This is a genomic window from Actinoalloteichus hymeniacidonis (assembly GCF_014203365.1).
Taxonomy (GTDB): domain Bacteria; phylum Actinomycetota; class Actinomycetes; order Mycobacteriales; family Pseudonocardiaceae; genus Actinoalloteichus_A; species Actinoalloteichus_A hymeniacidonis.
On the sequence record NZ_JACHIS010000001.1, the window covers coordinates 1,852,969 to 1,875,139 of the forward strand.

General features: G+C 68.9%; 16 protein-coding genes. 8 read left to right on the forward strand and 8 right to left on the reverse strand.

Translation table 11 applies throughout. The features are described from left to right. Positions 1-26 precede the first annotated feature (26 nt). Both BKA25_RS08360 and BKA25_RS08365 read right to left on the reverse strand, forming a co-directional pair. Positions 27-5,477, reverse strand: a complete 5,451-nt coding sequence (locus BKA25_RS08360) for an ATP-binding protein (RefSeq protein WP_069850803.1) — start codon at positions 5,475-5,477, stop codon at positions 27-29. A gap of 380 nt (positions 5,478-5,857) precedes the next feature. After that, positions 5,858-6,382, reverse strand: a complete 525-nt coding sequence (locus BKA25_RS08365) for a hypothetical protein (RefSeq protein ID WP_184285081.1) — start codon at positions 6,380-6,382, stop codon at positions 5,858-5,860. Positions 6,383-6,678: 296 nt separating this feature from the next. On the opposite strand from BKA25_RS08365, the gene BKA25_RS08370 reads away from it, so the two are divergent. The 3 genes from BKA25_RS08370 to BKA25_RS08380 all read left to right on the forward strand — a co-directional run bounded on the left by BKA25_RS08370 (position 6,679) and on the right by BKA25_RS08380 (position 8,794). Beyond that, positions 6,679-7,077 (forward strand): nitroreductase family deazaflavin-dependent oxidoreductase, encoded by a 399-nt coding sequence (locus BKA25_RS08370; protein ID WP_069850801.1) that lies wholly within the window; start codon positions 6,679-6,681, stop codon positions 7,075-7,077. 693 nt (positions 7,078-7,770) lie between these two features. Continuing rightward, positions 7,771-8,403 (forward strand): hypothetical protein, encoded by a 633-nt coding sequence (locus BKA25_RS08375; protein WP_084643242.1) that lies wholly within the window; start codon positions 7,771-7,773, stop codon positions 8,401-8,403. A 133-nt stretch (positions 8,404-8,536) separates the two neighbouring features. Continuing rightward, positions 8,537-8,794 carry a helix-turn-helix transcriptional regulator gene (locus BKA25_RS08380; protein ID WP_257786122.1) on the forward strand — a complete coding sequence of 86 codons (258 nt, stop codon included), beginning with the start codon at positions 8,537-8,539 and terminating at the stop codon, positions 8,792-8,794. Between the two features lie 45 nt (positions 8,795-8,839). Here the strand turns inward: BKA25_RS08380 and BKA25_RS08385 are convergent, their stop codons facing one another. Further along, positions 8,840-10,252 (reverse strand): MFS transporter, encoded by a 1,413-nt coding sequence (locus BKA25_RS08385; RefSeq protein ID WP_069850796.1) that lies wholly within the window; start codon positions 10,250-10,252, stop codon positions 8,840-8,842. A gap of 497 nt (positions 10,253-10,749) precedes the next feature. Beyond that, the gene (locus BKA25_RS08390; protein ID WP_069850795.1) at positions 10,750-12,636 is read right to left on the reverse strand and encodes a S9 family peptidase; all 1,887 of its coding nucleotides are present in this window, start codon (positions 12,634-12,636) and stop codon (positions 10,750-10,752) included. A 234-nt stretch (positions 12,637-12,870) separates the two neighbouring features. Between BKA25_RS08390 and BKA25_RS08395 the strand changes: the two genes are divergently transcribed. Then, entirely contained in the window at positions 12,871-13,590 is a 720-nt protein-coding gene (locus BKA25_RS08395; protein WP_069853884.1) for a helix-turn-helix domain-containing protein, read from the forward strand. A 2-nt stretch (positions 13,591-13,592) separates the two neighbouring features. On the opposite strand, the gene BKA25_RS08400 is transcribed toward BKA25_RS08395, so the two are convergent. Further along, positions 13,593-14,186 carry a TetR/AcrR family transcriptional regulator gene (locus tag BKA25_RS08400; RefSeq protein WP_069850793.1) on the reverse strand — a complete coding sequence of 198 codons (594 nt, stop codon included), beginning with the start codon at positions 14,184-14,186 and terminating at the stop codon, positions 13,593-13,595. 103 nt (positions 14,187-14,289) lie between these two features. Between BKA25_RS08400 and BKA25_RS08405 the strand changes: the two genes are divergently transcribed. Together BKA25_RS08405 and BKA25_RS08410 are read left to right on the forward strand one after the other, a co-directional pair. Then, positions 14,290-15,327: an NAD(P)-dependent alcohol dehydrogenase gene (locus BKA25_RS08405; RefSeq protein ID WP_069850791.1), complete on the forward strand. Its 1,038-nt coding sequence runs from the start codon at positions 14,290-14,292 to the stop codon at positions 15,325-15,327. Positions 15,328-15,384: 57 nt separating this feature from the next. Further along, on the forward strand, positions 15,385-16,023 hold the full coding sequence (locus BKA25_RS08410) for a hypothetical protein (protein WP_069850789.1): 639 nt from the start codon (positions 15,385-15,387) through the stop codon (positions 16,021-16,023). Positions 16,024-16,041: 18 nt separating this feature from the next. Here BKA25_RS08410 and BKA25_RS08415 read toward each other — a convergent pair whose 3' ends face one another. After that, positions 16,042-16,614: a GNAT family N-acetyltransferase gene (locus BKA25_RS08415; RefSeq protein WP_069850787.1), complete on the reverse strand. Its 573-nt coding sequence runs from the start codon at positions 16,612-16,614 to the stop codon at positions 16,042-16,044. A gap of 206 nt (positions 16,615-16,820) precedes the next feature. Here BKA25_RS08415 and BKA25_RS08420 point away from each other — a divergent pair, with 206 nt between their 5' ends. Beyond that, positions 16,821-20,060 carry an AfsR/SARP family transcriptional regulator gene (locus BKA25_RS08420; protein WP_069850786.1) on the forward strand — a complete coding sequence of 1,080 codons (3,240 nt, stop codon included), beginning with the start codon at positions 16,821-16,823 and terminating at the stop codon, positions 20,058-20,060. After that, on the forward strand, positions 20,057-21,277 hold the full coding sequence (locus BKA25_RS08425) for a cytochrome P450 (RefSeq protein WP_069850784.1): 1,221 nt from the start codon (positions 20,057-20,059) through the stop codon (positions 21,275-21,277). The genes BKA25_RS08420 and BKA25_RS08425 overlap by 4 nt, the downstream gene beginning before the upstream one ends. A 17-nt stretch (positions 21,278-21,294) precedes the next feature. On the opposite strand, the gene BKA25_RS08430 is transcribed toward BKA25_RS08425, so the two are convergent. Both BKA25_RS08430 and BKA25_RS08435 read right to left on the reverse strand, forming a co-directional pair. Continuing rightward, the gene (locus BKA25_RS08430; RefSeq protein WP_157421170.1) at positions 21,295-21,468 is read right to left on the reverse strand and encodes a hypothetical protein; all 174 of its coding nucleotides are present in this window, start codon (positions 21,466-21,468) and stop codon (positions 21,295-21,297) included. Positions 21,469-21,645: 177 nt separating this feature from the next. After that, positions 21,646-21,870 carry a hypothetical protein gene (locus tag BKA25_RS08435; protein ID WP_069850782.1) on the reverse strand — a complete coding sequence of 75 codons (225 nt, stop codon included), beginning with the start codon at positions 21,868-21,870 and terminating at the stop codon, positions 21,646-21,648. Between the last annotated feature and the right edge of the window lie 301 nt (positions 21,871-22,171).

Below are 22,171 nucleotides of genomic sequence, written 5' to 3' on the forward strand. Positions count from 1 at the left end.
GCCACCCACCGGCCTCGATCCAACGACTAGCTCAATCGCGACTCGATGGCCTCGATGATGCGGGGACGCAGCTCGGCCGCGCTGATGACGGCGTCGACCGAACCGACCTCGACCGCACGCTGGATGTTGTGCACCCGGTCGAACTCCGTGGCCACCTCGCCGAGTTTCTCCGCGCGTACCGAGGCCCGCAGCTCCTCCAGCTCGGCGGCGAGCGCGGCCCGATCGGCGCCGGTGCTCGCCGACACCCGCGCCTCCAGCTCGCGAACCCGCTCGTCGCCTGCGGCCCGGGCATTGACATCGCCCGCGAACACCACCGCCGCCGCCGGGGCGCCGCCGAGCACGGAGGCGAAGGAACCCTCCAGCGCGAGCACGGTCATGTTCGGGTTGAGCGCCTTGGAGAACACCACGAACGCGCCGCCGTGATACCGCGAGATCACGCAGAACACGATGGGCCCCTGGAAGTTCACGATCGCCCGACCGATCTCGGCGCCGTACTCTAGCTGCAGTTTGCGCATCGACTCCGGCGAGCCGTCGAAACCGGACAGGTTCGCCAACACCACCAGCGGCCGGTTGCCACTCGCCGAGTTGATCGCCCGTGCCGCCTTCTTCGACGACTGTGGGAACAGGGTGCCCGCGGTGTAGGTGTCCGGCCCGTCGGTGGGAGGGAAGCCTCGGCGCGGAATCGACCGCGACTCGATACCCAGCAGACACACCGGCATCCCGCCGAGATGCACGTCCTGCACCGCAGCCGTCTCCGCGTCGGCCATGCCCGCCCAGCGCTCCAACACCGGGTGATCCTGGTCCGACAGGGCCCGCATCACGGTGCGGATGTCGAAGGGCTTCTTGCGGTCCGGGTTGGACTCGGCCGAGAAGATCTCGCCGACCGTGGTGAAGTCGCTGCCCACCACGGCATGCGGGAAGTCGGAGACGTCGCGATCCACCGGGTCGGTCGTCCGCGCCCGGCGGGGCGTCTGCTCGCCGGGGACGACGTAGGTGTGGTCGTAGTGCGCCATCAGCACGTCCCGCGCCGCGGCCAGATCCGGCGCCCAGTACTGCGCCTGCCCGTTCGGGCCCATCACCCGGTCGTAACCGCCGATACCGAAGTTGTCCTCGGCCGAGACCCCACCGGAGAAGTCGAGCGACTGCTTGCCGGTGAGCACCATCGCCGACTCCGGCGCCATCACCAGGATGCCCTTGGTGTGCATGAGCATCGTCGCCTCGGCGTTCCAGTACGGCTGCGCACCGACGGTGATGCCCGCGACCACGATGTTGATCTCGCCGCCGTCCTGGGTGAACTCGACGATCCGCTTGAGTGCGGCGGCCACCCAGTCCATGTTCTCGGTGCCGGACTCCATGGAGATCCGCGCACCCGAGGACAACGCGTACCACTCCAGCGGCACCCCGGTCCGCTCGGCCAGATCCAGGGCGGCGATCACCCGACGGCACTCGGCCTCGGACAGCGCCCCGAGCGACTTGGTCGGGTCGCCCAGCAGCACGACCCGGGTGACGCCCTCCGGATGCCGCGCGGTCTTGGTGGTGACCATGCCCGCGACCAGGGCCGCGGTGTTGCGACCCTTGGGCCGGTCGACCGGCACCAGCACGTGGTTCTCATCGAGGTCGTGCTCGACGAACTCGCCGAGCAGACCGGTCAGCTCGTACGGGTACACCGTGTTGCGGCTGGCCGCCCGCAGCACCTTCTGCCGGTAGTCGTCGACCGGCTCGATCGGTTCGTCCGAGGGCTCGCCCACGGTGAGCTCCGCGTGGCCGGTGGCGTCGAAGGTGATGCGCACCGCGCTCTTGACCAGCTCGCCGGTCGCTCGATCACGCTGGCGGGCGATGAACAGGATCTCCTCCAACCCCGCGCCCAGGGTCGTCGGCAGCACGCGGCCCGCGATCGTCTCCAGCTCCGCGCGGGTGATGTTGCTCGGCGGCCAGACGTAGACCACGATCCGGTTGGTGTTGAAGCGCTTCTTCGACGGCCGCAGCGACTGCGCACGACGGATCGCGTCCAGGCAGGCGGCGACGGTGTCCTCCGCCGTCGGCAGCGAGACCAACCGACCGTCGTACTCCCGCAGCTCGGTCAGGTCGCGCACCTGCGCGAGGGCCACTAGCCGATCGTCGGCGGCGTTCTCCTTGGCCACGCAACGGAAGAGGTAGACCTCCTCGTCCGAGGACGGCACGCGAGTGAGGTCGAACCTGTTCAAGCGCTCCAACTGCATCCGCTGCGCGATGTAGGGATGCAGTCCCCGGATCAACCGGTCCTCGACCATGCCGGTCTCCGAGGCGCGGAAGGTGAAGTGCTGGTGCATCACCGCGCCACTGCGACCCGCCACGGTGGTGGTGAGCCTGCGGACCTGCTCGGGCAGCGGTTGCGCCCCGACGACCTCGGCCAGCTCGGCCGCCATCGCCGCGGAGTCCTCGGGCTGGTTCTCCCACGCGAGGTAGATGTCGGCATCGATGTCGGTGCCGCCCGCCAGCTCGGCAAGCCCCCGCAGCGCGCTGCCCAACTCGTCGAAGCCCACCGCAGCGTTGACCACCCGCGAACCCGCGCGCTCGGCGACCACGAAGGTGCAGCCCGCGACCTCGTGGGTGTGGATGCCGGTGAGGCCCTTGTTGCCGTAGTACCGCCGGGTCAACACCTCCAACATGACCGTGTTGTCCGAGGCGCCGCGCCCCAGCCGCTGACCGAGCAGCCGGACCAGCGGCTCGGTGCTGCGGACCATCTCGGCGATGCGCTCGGCACGGTCGGCGGCCTGCGGGTTCTCGTCCAGGTGCCGCAGGTGCCTGCGGACGTCGGCGTAGACCCGGGCCCGGTTGCGCCGCAGCAACGGCTGGCCGACCCAGGCGAACACCACGCCCCGGGCGAGGTCGGAGACCGCCGGGAACCGGACCTGCGTCGCGGCCACCAGCCGTTCCAAGGCCAGCCCGACCGGTTCCCGCAGCGTCTCGTCCGGCGGCGGCTCCTGCAACCAGGCCCGCAACAGGTCGGTGACGACCGTGGCATCCACCGTGGCCCGCTGCTGGGCCAGGAAGATCCGGAACACCGCGGCTTCGAGCTCGGGGGAGCGGTCCAGCTCGGTGACGCCGTAATGCCCCAGCGCCTTGGCGAGCTTGTCCTGGAACCTCTCCGGCAGCCGGGCCCGCTCGACGTCCAGGCTCTGCAGGTAGGTGTGGAAGTACTCGCGGGCACTGTGGACGTGGCTGTCGACGCCATCGTCGCTCGAGGGCCGATTCCGGCTCAGCTCGGCGAGATCCGCGAAGACGTCCATCAGGTCCAGTTCCCCGGACAGCGGCCGGTGGCCCTCCGCGATGGCCTCCCGGCGCGCGGCGAGATAGTCGTCGATCACCCGACGCTCGTCGTGTGGATCGACATCGAAGCCCAACAGCAGACTGCGTAGGTTCTCCTGGCCCCGGGTCAGGCGTTCCCAGGTCGGGATCTGCGCGGGCTCGGCGGGTAGATCCAGCTCGACGGCCTCGTCGGTGGCGGTGTCGGCGGACTCGGTGTCGCCCAACGGCTCCAGCCGCAGCAACGGCGCACCCGTCTCCACCTGGCCGCCCACCGAGACGACGCATTCCTTCAAGCGAGCCCGGAACGGCGCCCGCAGCACCGTCTCCATCTTCATGCTCTCCAGGACCAGCACCGGAGCGCCCGCCTCGACCTCGGCGCCGACCTCCACCGGACGGGCGACGACCAATGCGGGCATCGGCGAGCGGACGACGCCGCCCTCGTCCCGAGTGACGCGGTGCGTCACGCCGTCCACCTCGATCAGGTGGATCGGGCCGTGTGTTCCGGTGAGCAGGCGGTATCGGATGCCGTTGACCACGATCTGCCCGGTATGCCGATCGAAACGGTCGAGCACGACATCGGCGGTGCGGACCGAGCCGCCCGACTCGACGCCGACGCGGAACCGATCCGCCCCCACCCGTGCCACCCGCACCCGGTACCCGACGCCGCGCAGCTTCAGATCCAGCGGTCGGCCGCTCTCGTGCTGCACCTGCGGGCGGCCGCCGAACGCGGTGGACAGCAGACGCTGTTGCTCGACGTCCTCCTCCACCTCATAGGCCTCGATGGCCGCGGTGGCCAGGGCGACGGCGGAGTGCCGATGGGTGACCAACCTGCCCTCGGCGCGGACCCGGTCGATCCAGCCGGTGTCGGCGGTCGCGTCGATCACCTCGGGCTGGTCGAGCAGATCGAGCACGAAGCTCTTGTTCGTCGCACCGCCCTCGATGATCACCTTGGTCTGGGTCATCGCGCGACGCAGTCTGCTGAGCGCTTCCTCGCGGTCGCGGCCGTAGGCGATGACCTTGGCGATCATCGAGTCGAAGTCCGCGGGAATGGTGTCGCCCTCGCTGACACCGGTGTCCACCCGGATCCCCGGTCCGACGGGCAGATCCAGCCGCGCGATACGGCCGGGGGAGGGGGCGAAGTCGCGGTCCGGGTCCTCGGCGTTGAGCCGGGCCTCGATGGCGTGCCCACGTTCGACGGGCGGCGTGCCGTCGAGCTTGCCGCCCGATGCCACATGCAGCTGCGCCTTGACCAGGTCGAAACCGGTGGTGGACTCGGTGATCGGGTGCTCCACCTGCAGGCGGGTGTTGACCTCGAGGAACGCGAACAGCTTCTCGCCGGGGTGGTAGAGGAACTCCACGGTTGCCGCGCCGCAGTACCCGACCGCCACGGCCAACCGCTCGGCGGAGGCCTTGAGCTCGGCGGTCTGCTCGGCGCTGAGCACCGGCGACGCCGACTCCTCGATGACCTTCTGGTTGCGCCGCTGCACCGAGCAGTCCCGCACTCCCAGCGCCCATGCGGTGTCGCCATCGGCGATCACCTGCACCTCGACATGCCGGGCGCCGGTGACCTGACGTTCCAGGAAGACCACGCCGCTGCCGAAGGCCCTGGCGGCCTCCTGGCTGGTGCGTTCGTAGGCGTCGACGAGGTCGGCATCGTTGGCGACGACGCGGATACCGCGTCCACCGCCGCCGGCGGTCGCCTTGAGCATCAGCGGATAACCGATCTCGGCGGCTGCGGTGACCGCGGCGTCGACGGTCTCGACCGCGCCCCGGCTCCACGGCGCGACCGGCACCCCCACCTCTTCGGCGATCAGCTTCGCACCGATCTTGTCACCGAGCTTGCGCATGGCCGTCGCGCTCGGCCCGATGAAGGTGACACCGATCTCCTCGCACAGCTCCGCGAACGCCGGATCCTCCGCGACGAAGCCCCAACCGACCCACGCGGCGTCGGCGCCGGTCTCGACCAGCGCGCGTTCGAGCGCCTTCAGGTCGAGGTACGGCCGCGCGGCGGCAGCTCCGAGGTCGTAGGCGAGGTCGGCCTCGCGGACGAACGTGGCGGTGCGGTCGACGTCGGTGTGCAGGGCGACGGTCTCGATCCGCGTCGCGGTCTCTGCGGCCAGGTCGCGGACGGCATGGATGAGCCGCATCGCGGCCTCACCACGGTTGACGATGGCAACACGACTGAACACCCGACAAGCCCCTCCTGTTGACTGTGCGCGTCCCTGACGACATCCCCCACGCGCCCTACACAGCCTCTCCTCTAATGGCCTGCGGGGGAATGTCGCAGAGGGAGCATGACAGAGCCACTTCGGTTGTAGAGAACCAACAAAAGCGCGGCGGATCGCCGAGGTGTAGCGGTCGGCGATTACTCAGCGCACATATCGGCCTGCGCGGCACTCACAATCGTGGTCGACCGACCGGCCGGTCAGCGGGGCCGCCGACGGCGGACCGAGCGCGAGGTTCGCGCGGGCGGCAGGTGCGCGAGGCGAACTCGTCGTTGCGCAAGGTAGTGCCCCGGGTCGGCCGAGTAACCGGCGGGTCGACGGTGCGGAGACGGCTTGGACCCCGGTCAGGACGGCGGCGGGTCGGCAGGCGCGGCCCCGGGATCCCTCGTCGCCAGCCGTGCCACCACGGCGTCGGCCACCATCGAGGCCCGTGGCTCGTCGAGCCCGTGCGTGGCCGCCTGTTCCAACACCAGCCTGCGTACCTCGATGAGTTGTTCGGTGCTCAACGGCGGGACGACGGCGGCCGCGACCCGGCGTCTGCGACGGAATAATCGACGCAGCAGTGTGCGGGAACCCTTGGCCGCTCCGTCCACTGCGGACTCGGCGATCCGCTCGGCGGCGTGGTCCACCGCGAGCCACACCACGGGTGTGACGAGTGCGATCACCTCGACGAGGCCGAACCCCAGCGGTTCCCGACGGGAACGGGCCTCGGCCAGTCGGCGCCGGACCGTGGCCTCGTCCATGGTGGCCAAGCCGGCGACGATGGGGAGTTCCTCCGGTGCGACCTGCGCGACGACGTCGTGCACCACGGCACGCACGGTGTTCGGCGTGGTGTTCCCGCCGCCCGATGACGCGGTGTCGGATCCCATTTCCGGTGCACCTTTCCGCTCGACCCCCGGATTAGCATTATGGGACTCGCGTACCGGATGTTGGGCTCTTCGGTCACACGCCACTCGAAAGGATCAAAGGGGCGAGCTCGGCGTCATCACGCAGTGCTACTCGCGGCCTCATGTGGAAAAGCAGGCGGGGTGCCGCGTGAAGCGCTTCGAGGAATGGGTCGGGAAACGGGAATATCGATACTCGGTGTCGGGTTGATCCCGTTGTCCACCACATCATCGAATCGTTCGGGAGCACGGCTGTGCCGACAAAAGCAGAGTTAGACGCCATGAACACCCAGGTCATCGGCGAGTTCCGCGCCAATGAGGGACGCGCAGGCGGCATGTTCGAAGGCACGCCGCTGATCCTCGTCCACCATGTGGGAGCACGTTCCGGCGTCGCACGGATCGCACCGCTGGCCTACCTGGAGGAGGACGGCAGGCTCTTCGTCTTCGCCAGCAAGGGCGGCGCCCCCTATCACCCCGACTGGTACCACAACCTGGTCGCCAACCCGGAGACCAGCGTCGAGGTCGGGACCGAGAAGTTCAAGGTGACCGCAAAGGTGCTCACCGGTACCGAGCGTGACGAGGTCTACGCGCGCATGAGCGCGGTGCAGCCGCAGTTCGCCGACTACCAGGCCAAGACCGAGCGCACGATTCCCGTCGTGGAGCTGGTGCGGGCCGCCTGATCGAGGCCCGTCGGCCCCTGCGGGCGGCCCGGTCAGCACCAGCGCCGTCCCGCACGTCCATCAGGACTCCGTGCCGCGGCCTCCCCCCGTGGGGCAGGCCGCGGCACCATCCCCCCACCGGTCCGGTCGCCCCGAACGGACCGCCGGTTCGTATGCCGCACCCGGTCTGCCTCGAACCGGATTCGCACCCGAACCCTTTGTGCGCCGCGGTGCCCAGGAAAGACCCTGACGCCACGGCATACTCAAGTAGAGCCGGGCGAGATCTGTATCACCGTCGTCGAGTGAATACCCGACGATTTCCTCCGACGGTGCGGCACAGGGGTGCCGACTTCGGTCGGTTCGGCGGGTGAACGGATACGGTCGGTAATCGCGACTATTGCGCCGGAACGCCGTTCTCCATCAGAGGAAGCGAATGCGACGCAGATCACCTCGGTCGATGTATTGACCATGCCGTGACGGCAGGGTTTCCACTGGGGCAATGGCAGCACCGGAATCCGTGAATAGTCGACGCGAGGCGAGGACCACCGCGTTGACCACGAGCGATGACCGCTCGATGCGGGACCGACTATTCGACTGCCTTCCCATTCACCCGCAGGAGAAACGCGGTCTGCCGACGCGTCCGCTCCGAGGCGCCCCGGCCGCTCGGATCGGCGTGCGGCCACCCGACCCCACTGTTGCTTACGGAGGTAGATCGTGACCGGCGACCACGGAATCGAGGACGGGCGGACGCTTCGACCATTCCGCCGCCGCGAGGTGCTGCACCGCTCGGTGTACAGCATCACCCACGACGGCCCGAACGGACTGGGGCACACCTGGACCGTCGACATCGACATGGGCCAGGAGGACGGCGGTTGGGACGCCGAGCTGTATCTCGACGGGATCTGGCAGGCCAAGCGCGAGATGCCCGCCGAGTTCGCGATCCCGGGCGGGAGGATCGAGGTCAACGCGGGCATGTACGGGGTCACGCGCGTCCACCTGGTCCGGGACTCCGGTGTGGAACAGCGGATGAAGCCCGCCCGGGGCACCGCAGAGGACCTGCGGTTCCGCCTGCAGCGACGCAATCCCACGGTCAGCCGGTGGATCGGGGGAGCCGCCATCGTGGTCCTGCTGGTCAACCTCGTCCTCGTCGTTCCCAGGGCGATCGAGTTGATCACCTCGGTGCCCCGGATCGCCGAGCTGGTGGGAACCTTCGAGTCTCCGATCGTCCTGCCGGACTGGCTCTCCGTCGGGCTGCTGGTGGCCGGAATCCTGGCTGCGGTGGAGCGCACACTCACCCTGCGGCACAACGCGATCATCGACGCCGAGACGAACGGGGCCAACGAATAACGCCGGGCGAATCCCACGTCCAGATCGTCGATCTTGCAGGTAACCGGAGCTTCGCGGCTGCCCCGGAGCTCCGGTCTCGCCAAGCCCGACTACCAGCCCACGGGTCCGGCCACATCTCAACGAACTCGCCGGGATCAGCCGCATGCCCCGCTCCGCGTTCGCCGCCGCATTCAAGAAGCAGGTCGGGACCGCGCCGCTGCAGTATCTGATCGAATGGCGGATGAGCCTGGCCCGTGATGCCCTGCGCCGGGGAACCCGGTCGATCACCGAGCTCGCGGCCGCGACCGGCTACGAATCCGACAGTGCGTTCAGCAACGCCTTCCGGCGGGTGGTCGGCTCCTCGCCCCGACGATTCCGCGACACCGCCCACCGCACCGCAGCCTGCGGGTAGCGCCTGCGGTACGACGGACGGGTCGCCTTCCCGGCCCAACGGGCGTCAGCGCACCGCACCCGCGGGCTCTGTCGCGCTGGAACCAGGCTGTTCCTCGGCCGAGGGTTCCTGGGCGGCCGGCTCCTCGGGAACGCTCGACGGAACCATCGGCGGATTGAGAGCGGCCTGCGCGACCTCCATCGGATCCGCGTCGACCACGGCAGGCTCGTCCTCGGCCCGCACGTCGTCCAGCGAACGGAACACCGGGATCACCAGTGCGATGAGCGCCGTGATCCCGGTGATCGCGGCGAGGACGATGCCTGCGGCAGGCAGCCCGACGCCTGCGGCGATGGCGGCGATGGGCGCGGTGACGAGGGCGGGTGCACCGAGTACGAGGGCGTTCTGCGCCCCCAGGATCCGACCGCGCAGCTCGTCCGGGGTGGCCTCGATCGTCAGGATGCCCAGGACCGCCGAGACCGGGGCATTGGTGAGTCCGATGAACGCGGCCGCACCGAACACCACCCACGGGGAGAACATGGTGCCGAGCGCGGCGAACCCGACCAGGGTGCCCAGCATGCCGATCACGAACCAGGTGCGGCGGCTGACGCGGCCGCGTGCGGTGGTGAAGATCAACGAACCGACGATGCTGCCCGCCGCCAGCGCACTCAGCGTCAGACCCGCCAGCGCGGGCAGGTTCTCCGAGGTGAAGTAGGCGGGCATCAACGTGGTCTGCAGCGAACTGATCGCGGCGACGAGTGCGGAGCTGATCAGCGTGGTGCCGAGCACGATCCCGCTTCGACCGAGGAACCGCCACCCGGCGAGGAGATCGTGCACCGCGCCGCGAATCGCACCCCGGGCGGGGGCCGGTTCGGCGGTGTTGGCTGCGGGGCGGACGATGACGCCCGCCCTCGGGTCGATCACCGTCGTCATGGCGGCGGCGAGCAGGCTCGTCCCGGCGGTGGCCAGCAGTAGCGTCGGGTTCAGGCCGAAGAGCCCGATGAAGAGCCCGCCCACGCCGGGCCCGGCCAGCAACAGGACGTTGCTCATCGTCTCGCGGATGGCGACCAACCGGTCCAGGGCGCCCTTGCGACCCGAGCCGAGTCGGACCATGGCGGGCAGCAGCGTCTCGTGCGCGGTCATCCCGGGCACCCGGAACAGCGCCCCGATGACGGCCAGGGTGAGGAACCACGTCAGATTCAGGCCCCAGACCGCGTCCACGATCGGCAGTGCGGTCAGCGACAGCGCGGAGAACAGGTCACCGGCGATCGAGATCCTGCGGCGGTCGACTCGGTCCACGAGTAGTCCGCCGAAGATCCCCACCACGGCCGACACCGCCGTGGTCACCGTGGCCAGCAGGCCTGCCGCCAGCACATCGCCGGTGCGTTCCAACACCAGCAGCGGCATGATGACGCCGGCGATGCCCTTTCCCAGCAACGAGAATCCGTATGAGCCCAGATAAATCCCGGCATGACGACGCATTTCTCTCCTAGAAGTGTGTTTTCTGCGAATCCACCCGCCTGCAAACCAAGGAATCGGTGGGCCACGCGAGAATGACGACGAATCGGTGGTCTCTTACCGGAGGCGCGCGGAATCCGTTGGGGGACAACCGAGGCGCGCGTGCGATGTCCATCGCGGCGGCGGTGGCTGCTGCCAGCGTGAACGCCGGATCCGGTGGCTGATCGTCATGATCGCCGTCGCCTCCTCGCCGATGTCGACCGTGGTGGTCGGGTGCGGTCTAGAGGTAAGGAGAAACGGTGACGCAAGGGCAGGCTCAAGTCGTCGCGGAGTGATTCGGGACACATGCGTCGGATTGGTGTCGATTCCCGGGCATTCCGGGGCGCAGCGCTCCCGATAGGAGCGCATTCGGTGACGGCCGATCGCCGACTTCTCCCAGGCTCATAACGCCCGCCGGAGACGCGGCGGACGGACCCCACCGGCAGCTGCCCGTGGGGTCCGACTCGCCTTGATCGACATGCTCAGCCGATGGCGCGACCACCCAGATGCCGGGCCAGGAAGCGTTCCACCGAGCGATACAGGTCGATGTTGTTCTCCGGGTTCGCGAAGCCGTGACCCTCGTCGTCCTTCACCATGTACTCGACCTCGACGCCCCGGCCGCGCAGAGCCTCGACGATGTTGTCCGATTCGGCCTGCACGACCCGGACGTCGTTGGCGCCCTGCACCACCATCAAGGGCGTGCGGATCTCGTCCACCCGGCTGATCGGCGACCGCGCCACCATGTCGGCTCGTTCCTCGGGAACGTCGGGATCTCCCACGTAGCGGAACCAGTTGTTGGCGATGTGTCGTCGGGCGAGCGGCGACACCGTCTCCATGAAGGTCGCGAGATTGGAGATGCCGACGTAGTCGATGGCCGCCGCGAACAGGTCGGGCGTGAAGGTGACCCCGACGAGCGCGGAGTAGCCGCCGTAGGAACCACCGAAGATCGCCAGCCGTTGCGGATCGGCATAGCCCTGGGCGACGGCCCATTCCACGCCGTCGACCAGGTCGTGGTGCATCGCCCCGGCGAACTCGCCGATCGCGGCCACCGTGTGGGCCTTGCCGTACCCGACCGAACCCCGGAAATTGACCTGCAACACCGCATAGCCCCGGTTGGCCAGGAACTGCGCCGTCGTGTCGAAGTGCCAACTGTCCCGCGCCCACGGGCCGCCGTGCGGCAACAGCACCAGCGGCAGCCCCTCCGGCTCGACACCGATCGGCAGGGTCAGATACGAGGGCAGGGCCAGCCCGTCCCGCGCGGGAATCGTCACCGACCTCATCGGTGCGAGCCGCTCGGGATCCAAGGTCGGGAATCTGCGGAACAGTCGCCTGCCCTCGCCGGTGGTGTGATCGTAGAACCAGGTGGCGGGCTCCCGATCGTGGACGAAGTCGACCACCCAGCGCTGCCCACTCAGGTCGGAGGAGACCTCGCCCAGGTGGCCGTCCGAGAGTGCCTCCAGCTTCGCCAGCACCTCGGCGAAGTCCGGATCCAGTGCATGAATGTCCTGCCGATCACCGAGATAGCGGACCCCGATCAGCTCGTCGGTGGCCCGACTGCGGATCAACGGCGACGGGAGCTCGTAACCGGCGCGGCGCTCCCCGTCCAGTGAGAGCGTCGGGTGGCTGTCGACCGGGGTCTCCTCGCCGGTACGGATGTCGATCCGCACCAACCTGGCCAGGTCGGACTCCCGGTAGGAGGCCAGCCAGATCCCCGTTCCATCGGCGGAGATCTCCATGGGATGGACACCGAGCGGATAGTCGACGCCGTCGAGTTCGATGATCCGGTGCAGCTCACCGGTCGCACGATCCCAGCGGGACAGTACGATCTCCCTGCCCGTGTGCGTCGTGCGGGCGATCAGCTCGCGATCCGGGGTGACCAACCAGCTCAGTACGTGACCTGGGTTCTGCGCCAGGGTCGTGATCTCGCCGGTGGCGATATCGAGCTCGGCGACATCGAGTTCGGCGGGATTGCGGTTGTTGAGCTGCAGGAAGAGCTTTCCCGGCTCCTTGGGCCGGACGCGATCGGCGATGCCCATCGCTCCGGGGAACGGAGTGAGATCCACCGGGAGCGCGGTCGGATCGTCCAGATCGACGCGGAACAGGTGGTAGTTCTCGTCGCCGCCACTGTCCTGGTAGTAGAGCAGCCACCTCGGGTCGACGTCCCACTCGTAGTTGAACACGCTGCGGGTCTCATCGGCGGTCACACACCGCGCCTGGGCCTCGTCGTCGAGGTCCTGTACCCACACGTTCATCCGGTTGCGCCACGGTGCCACGAAGGCCAGCCGAGAACCGTCCGGCGAGATCGACGCGTTCCGTCGTTCGGGCGCGCCGAGCAGTTCCTCGGCCGAGATGAGGTCGGGTAGTGCCATGCCGTTCCTTCCGTCGTTCCTGCGCGATCGATGACTGCCGCCGTGGGATCGAGCGCGGTGAGAACAGGAGAAACGCTGCCGTAGGGTCAGGCTCAAGTCCGGGAGTCGGTGATCCCCGTCACCTGCGGGAGTGCGTGGCACGCTTGACCGGGTTGTCACGGCATGGTGTGCACTGTGCTGGGTCGGCCGGTTCACCCTCGATCCGAGCCTCGCAACCCACAAGGAGTGGCCACCATGGCGTGGAGCACCAGTCAGATCGCCGAACTCACCGGCACGACGGTGCGGGCGGTGCGGCACTACCACCAGGTAGGGCTGCTCGCCGAACCAGAACGCAGCTCCAACGGCTACAAGCGTTACGGCGTGGCACACCTGGTCCGGGTGCTGCGGATCAAGCGACTCACCGACCTCGGGTTCTCCCTAGCCCAGATCGCGGACCTCGGCGATGCCGACGAGCATCCCCAGGAGGCCCTGCGCAAGCTGGACACCGAGCTGGCGGAGACCATCGAGCGGCTGCAATCGGTCCGAGAGGAACTCGCCACCATCCTGCGGGAGTCCGCGCCGACCGACCTGCCGATGGAACTCGGCTCGATCGCCGCCGAAGCCGGCCTCACCCCGACCGACCGCTCGTTGGTCGTCGTCGCCTCCAGGGTGCTCGATCAGGAGGCGATCGACGCCTATACGGAGATGTTGCGCGATCTGCCCGACGACCCGCACGGGCAGGCGTTCGAGGACCTGCCCGAGGATGCCAGCGAGGAGGCCCGGCAGGAACTGGCGGAACGGATTGCGCCCTTTCTTCGGGACATGCTTCTCGACTACCCCAATCTGACCAAGACCAAGGGGCCGCAACACACTGCGAACACCATCGGTCTGGCCATGCGGGAGCTGTACAACTCCGCGCAACTCGATGTCGTGAAGCGCGTACTGGGCCAGATCGGCCGCGAGCGGGGGAACTGAGCTCAGTCGGCGATGGGTGCCACCACTCGGCGCACGCTCTCGCGGAGCAGCCTCCGGCGCTGATCGTGCAGCTCCGCGGCCTCCTCGGCGGTTGCGGAGTAGACATTGCTGACCGGCGACCACGCCATGGACATCGCGATGACCATGGCCATCACATCGAACGGATCGCCGTCCCGGACCGTACCCGCCGCCTGTGCGTCGGCGATGGCGCGCAGCTTGTGGTCGTCGACCCGATCGTTGTCGGCGACGAGATAGCCGGTGGGGCGCCGTTCCAGGCGTGCCCAGGTCGCCAACCGAATGAGATCGGGGCGGCGGAGATATTCGTCGTAGAGCCGCACCGCCCAGTCGGGCAGGTCCGTCCCGTCGATCGGCACGACGTTCATGATGCGCTCCAGCGAGCCGAAGAAGATCGCGTCGAACAGCTTGTCCTTGCTGCCGAAATACGCGTAGAGCTGCGCCTTGTTCGTCCTGGCTGCGGCCACGATCCGGTCGATGCGGGCCCCGGCGATGCCGTGGGTCGCGAACTCCTCCGTCGCGGCCTCGAGGATGCGCTCGCGGGTCGCGACGCCACGGGAGGTCAAGGGCTGGTCGACCATGCAGGTCAGCGTATCAAACAGACCAGTTGGTTTGCTTTTCCGGCGCGGTCGTGGCTCACTGGAATAGACAGAACAGTCTGTTTATTTGAGGGAGTCGGAAGCTATGAGATCAACGCTCGGCTGGTCCGCCGACAGCGACGCGGCGACGCTGCGTCGGACCCCGCTCGAACGGCGCGACCTGCGACCGGACGACATCGCCGTCCGGATCGACTACTGCGGCGTATGCCACACCGACGCGCACAGCCTCCGAGGGCACCAGGGCGCCACCCCGCTCGTTCCGGGACACGAGTTCACCGGAGTAGTCACCGAGATCGGGCCCGAGGTCGCGGGTTTCACCGTCGGCGACGCGGTAGCGGTCGGCAACATCGTCGACTCCTGTGGCACGTGCGATATGTGCGAGGTGGGCCAGGAGAACTTCTGCCGCGAATTCCCCACACTGACCTACGGCGGGACCGACCGCGAGGACGGCACGACCACGCTGGGCGGCTACTCCCGCGAGTACGTCGTGCGGGAGAGCTTCGTCTATCACCTGCCCGCAGGCCTGAATCCCGCAGCCGCCGCCCCGCTGCTCTGTGCGGGCGTCACGGTGTGGGAGCCGTTGCGTGCTCTCGACGTCGGGCCGTCGACCCGCGTCGCCGTCGCCGGGTTAGGCGGACTCGGTCACCTCGCGGTCAAATTCGCCGTGGCGCTCGGCGCCGAGACCTCGGTGATCAGCCGCTCGGCGGACAAGGCCGAGGACGCGCGGGCCCTCGGTGCAACGGGTTTCGTCCTCTCCACCGATCCGGAACAACGGGCCGCTGCCCGAGACCGGTTCGACGTCGTGATCGACACCATCGCCGTCTCCCACGACGTCGGTCCCTATCTGCGCATGGTGGCCATGGACGGCACGCTCAGCCATCTCGGCTACCTCGGCGAGATCACCGTGCAGACCATGGAGCTGCTCGGCGGCCGGAAGAAGCTCAGCTCCGCAGGCAGCGGCGGCAGGCCGGCCACCGCTGCGATGCTGGAGTTCTGCGCGACGCACGGCATCACCGCCGACGTCGAGGTTCTTCCCTCGGCACAGGTCAACGCGGCTCTCGAACGCCTGGAACGCAACGACGTCCGCTACCGATTCGTGCTCGATATGTCCGATCTGGACTGAGACGGGCGGCCTGCCTCGGCGAGGCCACGCCGGCCCGGGATCGAATAGTCTCGTCGGGTGAGCGCAGTCCGCGTCGTGCTGATCGGCGGAACCTCGAACACCGGGAAGTCCACCGTGGCCAGGCTGGTCGCGGATCGGCTCGGGTTCGAGCTGGTCGCCACGGACCGGTTGGCCCGGCATCCGGGACGTCCGTGGCCGCAACCGGATTGGATACCGCCACCGCATGTCGCCGAGCACTACCGCACGCTCTCCCTCGACGAGCTCATCGCCGCCATGCTCGAACACCATCGGCGACTGCGGCCCCGGATCGCGGAGCTGATCACCGGTGCCGCGTCGAGAACCTCGGCCGGCCCGGCCCGCTCCTCGGTGGACCGGCCGGGGCTCGTGCTGGAAGGCTCCGCGCTGTGGCCTGCGGACATCGCGGCCCTCGACGTGGCGGGAACGGCTGCGGTATGGCTCGGCGCATCGGAGGAGGTACTGACCGCCCGAATGCATGCGGCCAGCGGGTATCACCGGCTGCCCGCCGACGACCGGCTTCCGATCGACGGCTTCCTCGCCCGCAGCCTGCGTCACCAGACGATGCTGCTCGACAGCGTGTCCCGACTGGGCTCGGAACACCTCGACACGGGTGACGGTCGGCCCCCCGAGGCACTGGCCGAGACGGTACTCGCGGCCGTGGCGCCCCACCCGTCGTGACTTTCGAGCATCGACGTCCTACCAGGGCGGTCCGGCCAGATCGAGCATCCCGCCGACCGGTGCGGGGCCGCCGATCGGCAGGACCATCACCCGCGAGAAGTCGAACTTGCTTCGCTTCCCGAACTGCGTCACCGACAACCGGCCCTCGAACTCCTGCCAGCCCAGCGCCGCGTAGTAGCCCAACAGCGGCGGATCGCAGACCAGCAGCGCGAAGTCGATGTCACCACGCGAGCGGAAGAACTCCTGGGCGGCCCGCATCGCCAGCGCCCCATACCCGCGACCTCGGTGATCCGGATGTGTCTTCACCCCGCCGACCCCGGCGATCGTGACCTCCGCATCGTCGAACCGACCGGTCCGCACCAGCAGTCCGGCATGGCAGACCAATTCGTCCTCGGCAGCCCAGATTCCGACCCGCCATCTCGCGGCGGCCCACTCCATATCGGCCCCCGACCACTCGGCGTCGGCCGCAGGCGGATACACCGCGTCCCGCAGCTCGACCAACTCCGCGCGCTCGGAATCGGAGAGCCCCGCCAGGAGATCCACCGAGGTCGCCGGATATCCGGCGACCGCCCGCTCCAGCTCGTTGTCCATGGGTGCGTACTCCGATCTCTCCGAGGTCGTGACGGCCTCGCATCGGCCATCGACCCAGGCAAGGTACGGCCGTGGACCGACGGGAAGGCCCGTCTCAGTACCTCGGAGGGTGACCGTGCCACCGTTGCCGCCGGGCCGAGAGCGCTTCGGGCGGTCGTCGCTGGTGAGAAGTCGAGCGGCGCGGGAACCATGGCAGGATTGATCGAGTGCTGATCGCCCTGCTCGGCCCCCTGGAGGTCCGCACCGCCGACGGCACCCGCATCGAGATCCGGGGCGCCCGACTACGCGGCCTGCTCGCCGCCTTGGCGCTCGAACCCGGCCAGCTGGTCCCGACGACCACCCTCGTCGACTGGATCTGGGGCGAGCATCCGCCTGCCGAGGCGACCAACGCTCTGCAACGCCTGGTCTCCCGTCTTCGCAAGGCCCTGCCGAACGAATCGATCGACGGACGCCCGAACGGCTATCTGCTGCGGGCTGCCCCCGAGGACGTCGACGCGGCCCGCTTCGAGCAGCTGCTCGATCAGGCAGGCGAGGGCCCACGAGTGCAGCGGGTGCGGCTGCTCCGAGAAGCACTCGGCCGGTGGCGCGGCGACGCCATGCAGGACATCGGCCTGCGCGACAGCGCGCGCCTGGATGCGGCGGTGACCCGGCTCGAAGAACGGCGCCTGGCCGCGCTCCAGGAACGGTTCGAACTCGAGATCCGCCTCGGCCACGGCCCCCGCCTGATCGCCGAGCTGACCGACGCGGTCGCCACCCATCCGCTACGGGAAGGTCTGGCCGCCGCCCTGATGCGTGCCCTCGGCGCGGCAGGCCGGGGACCCGAGGCCCTGCTGGTCTACGAGCGGACGCGAACCGCCCTGGCCGATGCGCTGGGCGTCGACCCATCGCCGGAGTTGTCGGCCCTGCACCTGACCCTGCTCCGAGGCGGGTCGATGCGACAGGACGAGCACCGAGGCGGCAACATCCGGGCCGAGCTGACCAGCTTCGTCGGCCGAGACACCGACCTGACCGGCATCGCCGCACTCATCGCCGGACACCGCCTCGTCACCCTCGCCGGACCCGGCGGCGCGGGCAAGACCCGGCTGGCCACGGAGACCGCCCGACACCTGCGCGACGACCTGCCGGACGGGGTCTGGCTGGTGGAACTCGCCGCCATCGGCGCCGACGGCGACCCGGCCCAAGCCACCCTCGACGCGCTCGGCCTGCGCGACCCGCTGCGCGGTGACGCGCCGAACAGCGAACCGACCGACCGAGTCATCGCCGCGATCCGCGACCGCGAGACCCTGCTGGTGCTGGACAACTGCGAGCACCTGATCGACGCGGCGGCCGCGTTCGCTCATCGAGCGCTCGGGGAGTGCGGGCGACTGCGCATCCTCGCGACCAGCAGGCAGCCACTCGGCATCACCGGCGAGGCACTGTGGCAGGTGGCACCGTTGGTCGTCCCCGGACAGGACGCCACCGCCGGGGAGATCGCCGCCAGCTCCGCCGTGCGACTGCTGCGGGATCGTGCCGCAGCCGTGCGCACCGACCTCCCGGAGGATGCGGCCACCGTGTCGACGATGGGCCGGGTGTGCCGCGCCCTCGACGGGATGCCACTGGCCATCGAACTGGCCGCGGCCCGGCTGCGCACCATGTCGCTCACCCAGCTCGCGGACCGGCTCGACGACCGGTTCCGCCTGTTGACCGGCGGCAGCCGGACCGCCCCGCCCCAACACCGGACCCTGCGCGCCGTGGTCGACTGGAGCTGGGAGCTGCTGACCGAGGACGAAGGTCGGGTGCTGCGAAGACTCGCCGTCTTCTCCGGCGGTGCGAGCCTCGCGGCCGCCGAACAGGTCTGCGCCGGTGTCGATATCCAACCGACCCAGGTATTCGAGCTGTTGACGGCGTTGATCGAGAAATCCCTGGTGGCCACGGCCGACGACGGTGCGCCGCGCTACCGGATGCTCAGCCTGATCCAGGAGTACGCCGCCGAACGACTGGCCGCAGCCGGGGAGACCGAGGCAACCCGGCAGGCGCATCTCGCCTACTTCACGCGACTCGCCGAGCAGGCCGACCCGAACCTGCGTCGCGCCGAACAGCTGGAGTGGCTCCCGATTCTGGTGGGCGAACACGACAACCTCGGTGCCGCGATGCGCGGCGCCCTCGCGGCAGGCGAGGCAGACCGCGCCATGCGGCTGGCCTCGGTCGCCGGTTTCTATTGGTGGCTCAGCGGACACAAGGCCGAGGGAATGGAGCTGATCACCGCCGCCATCGATCTTCCCGGCGAGGTACCCGACGAGACTCGGGCCCTGGTCTACGCCCTGATGGTGATGTTCGTGGACTCCGGCCCCGGCGACGAACACCAGGCCGAGGAGTGGATCCGCCGAGCACACCGATTCAGCAGCCACAGCCCAACCGGCAACCACCTGCTCGCCCTGGTCCGGCCGATGGAACGCATGCTCCACGGCCTGGACGTCGCCCTGCCCGAATGGGAATCCCTGCTGGACAACGCGGATCCGTGGGTCGCGGCACTGGCCCGGCTGCAGCTGGGCAAGACCTACATCATGCTCGGCCACGCAGGGGAGGAGGCCGACCGGCACCTCGCGATGGCCCTCGACGACTTCCGATCGATCGGTGAACGTTGGGGAATCTCCTTCGCGCACAGCGAGTTGGCGGATCGAATGGGCATGCGCGGCGAGTTCACCCGCGCCTGCCGACACTACGAACAGGCCATCGAGGCCGTCGGCGAACTCGGCGCGATCGAGGACATCAGCCGGATGCGGGCCCGCCAAGCCCAGCTGCACTGGCTTCTCGGCGACGCGACGGCCAGCGCGGCCGCCCTCGCCGAGGCCCAGCGCACCGCCGAACGGGTCACCTGGCCGGACGCACTGGCACTGCTGGCCGTGGCCATGGCGACTCTCGCCGGTTGGCGGGGCGACACCGAACAAGCCCGCCGACACCTGGATGCGATGCGCACCTTCCTGGGCGGTGCAGCCGACCGAGCGATCAATCGGGTGAGCCTGCACGATCTGTCCGGCTACCTCACCGAAGACCTCGACGAATCCCGCGCTCATCGACGCGCCGCCTATCACGCGGCAACCGAGGCGGGCCACGCACCGCTGGTCGCACAGGCACTCGTCGGTCTCGCCGACCTCGCACTACGCGGCGGCGAACCAGCACAGGCCGCCAGACTGCTCGCGGCGGCAAGCCGCGTGCGTGGCCTACCGGACCGCGCCAACCCCGAGGAGAACCGCATCGCGCGGACCGCCCGAAGCCTGCTCGGCGCGGCTGGGTTCGCGGCGGCCTCCCGCGAGGGCGCGGCGGCCGAGGTGGATCAACTGACGCCCAGCCACGCTCGCGAACTGACCGGGGTTCGGTCGGTGTCGGCGCCGTGTCAGCCGGATGTCAGCGACATCGTTGATCGTGACGGCGACAGCAACGGGCTGCCACGAGAGGAACCCCGATGAGCCAACCCATCCCGCACGGACTGCCCACCCAGCGCGACGCGGGTCCCTTCAACCCACCGCGCGCCATCACCCGCCTGCGGGAGACCCGGCCGGTCAGCCCGATGATCTTCCCCGACGGACATCAGGGCTGGATCGTCACCGGCTTCGACGCGGTCCGAGAGATGTTGGCCGACACCGGATTCAGCTCCCGGCAGGACCTCGGCGTCCTGCACCTGCCCTACGAGACCCCCGGAATGCCGACCTTCACCGAACCGGCACCGCAGGCGCCCGGCCTCTTCATCGCCATGGATCCGCCGGACCACACCAGGCTGCGACGGATGCTCACCGGCGCCTTCACCCTGCGGCGGATGCGACAACTCGAGGAACGCATCGTCGACATCACCGAGCACCTACTCGACGAGATGGCCCGCCGTCGCGCGCCGGTCGACCTGGTGACCGAGTTCGCCCTGCCGCTGCCGTCCCTGGTGATCTGCGAGATGCTCGGCGTCGCCTATGCCGATCGGGGGAACTTCCAGGTCAACACAGCCAGGTTCCTCGACAAGGAGTTGCCCTTCGACCAGCAGCAGGCCGCGTTCCTCGAATTACACGGCTACCTGACCGAACTGGTCACCCGGAAACGCGCGGAACCCGGCGAGGATCTGCTGTCCGACCTGGCCCGACACGACGCGCTCACCATCGAGGAACTGGCGGGCATGGCCTTCCTGCTGTTGCTCGCGGGCCACGAGACCACCGCCAACATGCTGGGCCTCGGCACCTTCGCGCTGCTGGAGAATCCCGACCAGCTCGCCGAACTCCACGCGGACCACGAGCTGCTGCCGGGAGCCGTCGACGAGTTGCTGCGCTATCTGTCCATCGCCGACATCCACTATCGCTACGCCTCGGCGGACATCGAACTCTGCGGTGAGCAGATCGCCGAGGGCTCGACCGTGCTGGTGTCGCTTTTGGCCGCCAACCACGACCCACGACGCTTCGACGACCCCGACGTGCTGGATATCCACCGCAAGGCACGTGGTCACCAGACCTTCGGCCACGGCATTCACCAATGTCTCGGCCAGCAGCTGGCCAGGATCGAGCTGCGGGCGGGTTTCGGCGGTCTGATCCGTCGTTTTCCGACGCTGCGTCTCGCCATCCCGGCTGCCGAGGTCAGGCTCAAGACCAACATGCAGATCTACGGCGTCCACGAACTCCCGGTCACGTGGCGGGAGACCCCGCAGTAGCGGCGCGGACCGACGGTTCAGGTTCGCTCGGCGAGCCGGTCGCGCAGTTCGGTGTAGTCGCCCGGGAACAGCTCCGGGAACACGTCCACCATGCCCTGCAGATAGCCGGCGACCTCATGGAAGTCGCCGCGCCGCAGCGAGATATCGGCGAAGAGGAACTGCCAGCCGTAGGTGCCCTTGGTCGGCAGCAACGCGTCGAGTCACTGCGGGAAGGTGATGTCCAACTTGATGTACCCGGGCGGATACGGGGGCTGCGCCAGGTCGGCGATGGCGCTGTACCAGATCTCGTGATGCTCGTTCTCGGGGTCGAAACGCAGGTAGCTCAGCTTCCCGGAATCGGACCGAGGGGTGTGGTCGAAGCACCGCAGCTAGCTCAGGAACTCATGCTGGTGAGCGGTGGAGTACGCCGGATGCGTCGACCGGTCGTCCTGCAGGCTCAACACATCGTCCAGGTGCAGGAGAGCGAAATCGCCGAGGATCCGGGGAAACCGCCTCCCCTTGGTTCGCCAGAGCGCACCCGTATCGGTGAGCCTCGGCGAATGGTCGAGCAGTTCGCGATCCAGGGGGGGCCGTCGTCGCGTCTCCCTCGGCATGCACCACCCGGACGGACGTCTCTGTCGTGCGAGCAAGGAAAGTCGGGCTTCCACACTCGGCAGCCAGCCGTGGGCTGGAGCGGATCGCCGCCTCCGAATCCACGTGCTGCTGTTCATGCGAACCAAGCCTGTCCATCGATCCCGTTCTCCCGGATGCAACCAGGCTTCGCCGGGACCGCTTGCGTTCTCGAACCACCCCGAAGGCGTGTTCCAGGTGAGGGGTCTCGGCTTCGGGCGATCGTAGTTCGCCGTCCTTGGTGGCGGTTCGGTCGAGGCCGGCCGCCGCCTGCTGTCGACGGTG

Excerpts from the sequence above, each read along its gene's own strand:
- BKA25_RS08365 (WP_184285081.1), bottom strand. The coding sequence starts at position 6,382 with ATGGGATCCGACACCGCGTCATCGGGCGGCGGGAACACCACGCCGAAC.
- BKA25_RS08370 (WP_069850801.1), top strand. The coding sequence starts at position 6,679 with ATGAACACCCAGGTCATCGGCGAGTTCCGCGCCAATGAGGGACGCGCA.
- BKA25_RS08385 (WP_069850796.1), bottom strand. The coding sequence starts at position 10,252 with ATGCGTCGTCATGCCGGGATTTATCTGGGCTCATACGGATTCTCGTTG.
- BKA25_RS08390 (WP_069850795.1), bottom strand. The coding sequence starts at position 12,636 with ATGGCACTACCCGACCTCATCTCGGCCGAGGAACTGCTCGGCGCGCCC.
- BKA25_RS08395 (WP_069853884.1), top strand. The coding sequence starts at position 12,871 with ATGGCGTGGAGCACCAGTCAGATCGCCGAACTCACCGGCACGACGGTG.
- BKA25_RS08400 (WP_069850793.1), bottom strand. The coding sequence starts at position 14,186 with ATGGTCGACCAGCCCTTGACCTCCCGTGGCGTCGCGACCCGCGAGCGC.
- BKA25_RS08405 (WP_069850791.1), top strand. The coding sequence starts at position 14,290 with ATGAGATCAACGCTCGGCTGGTCCGCCGACAGCGACGCGGCGACGCTG.
- BKA25_RS08415 (WP_069850787.1), bottom strand. The coding sequence starts at position 16,614 with ATGGACAACGAGCTGGAGCGGGCGGTCGCCGGATATCCGGCGACCTCG.
- BKA25_RS08425 (WP_069850784.1), top strand. The coding sequence starts at position 20,057 with ATGAGCCAACCCATCCCGCACGGACTGCCCACCCAGCGCGACGCGGGT.
- BKA25_RS08435 (WP_069850782.1), bottom strand. The coding sequence starts at position 21,870 with ATGCCGAGGGAGACGCGACGACGGCCCCCCCTGGATCGCGAACTGCTC.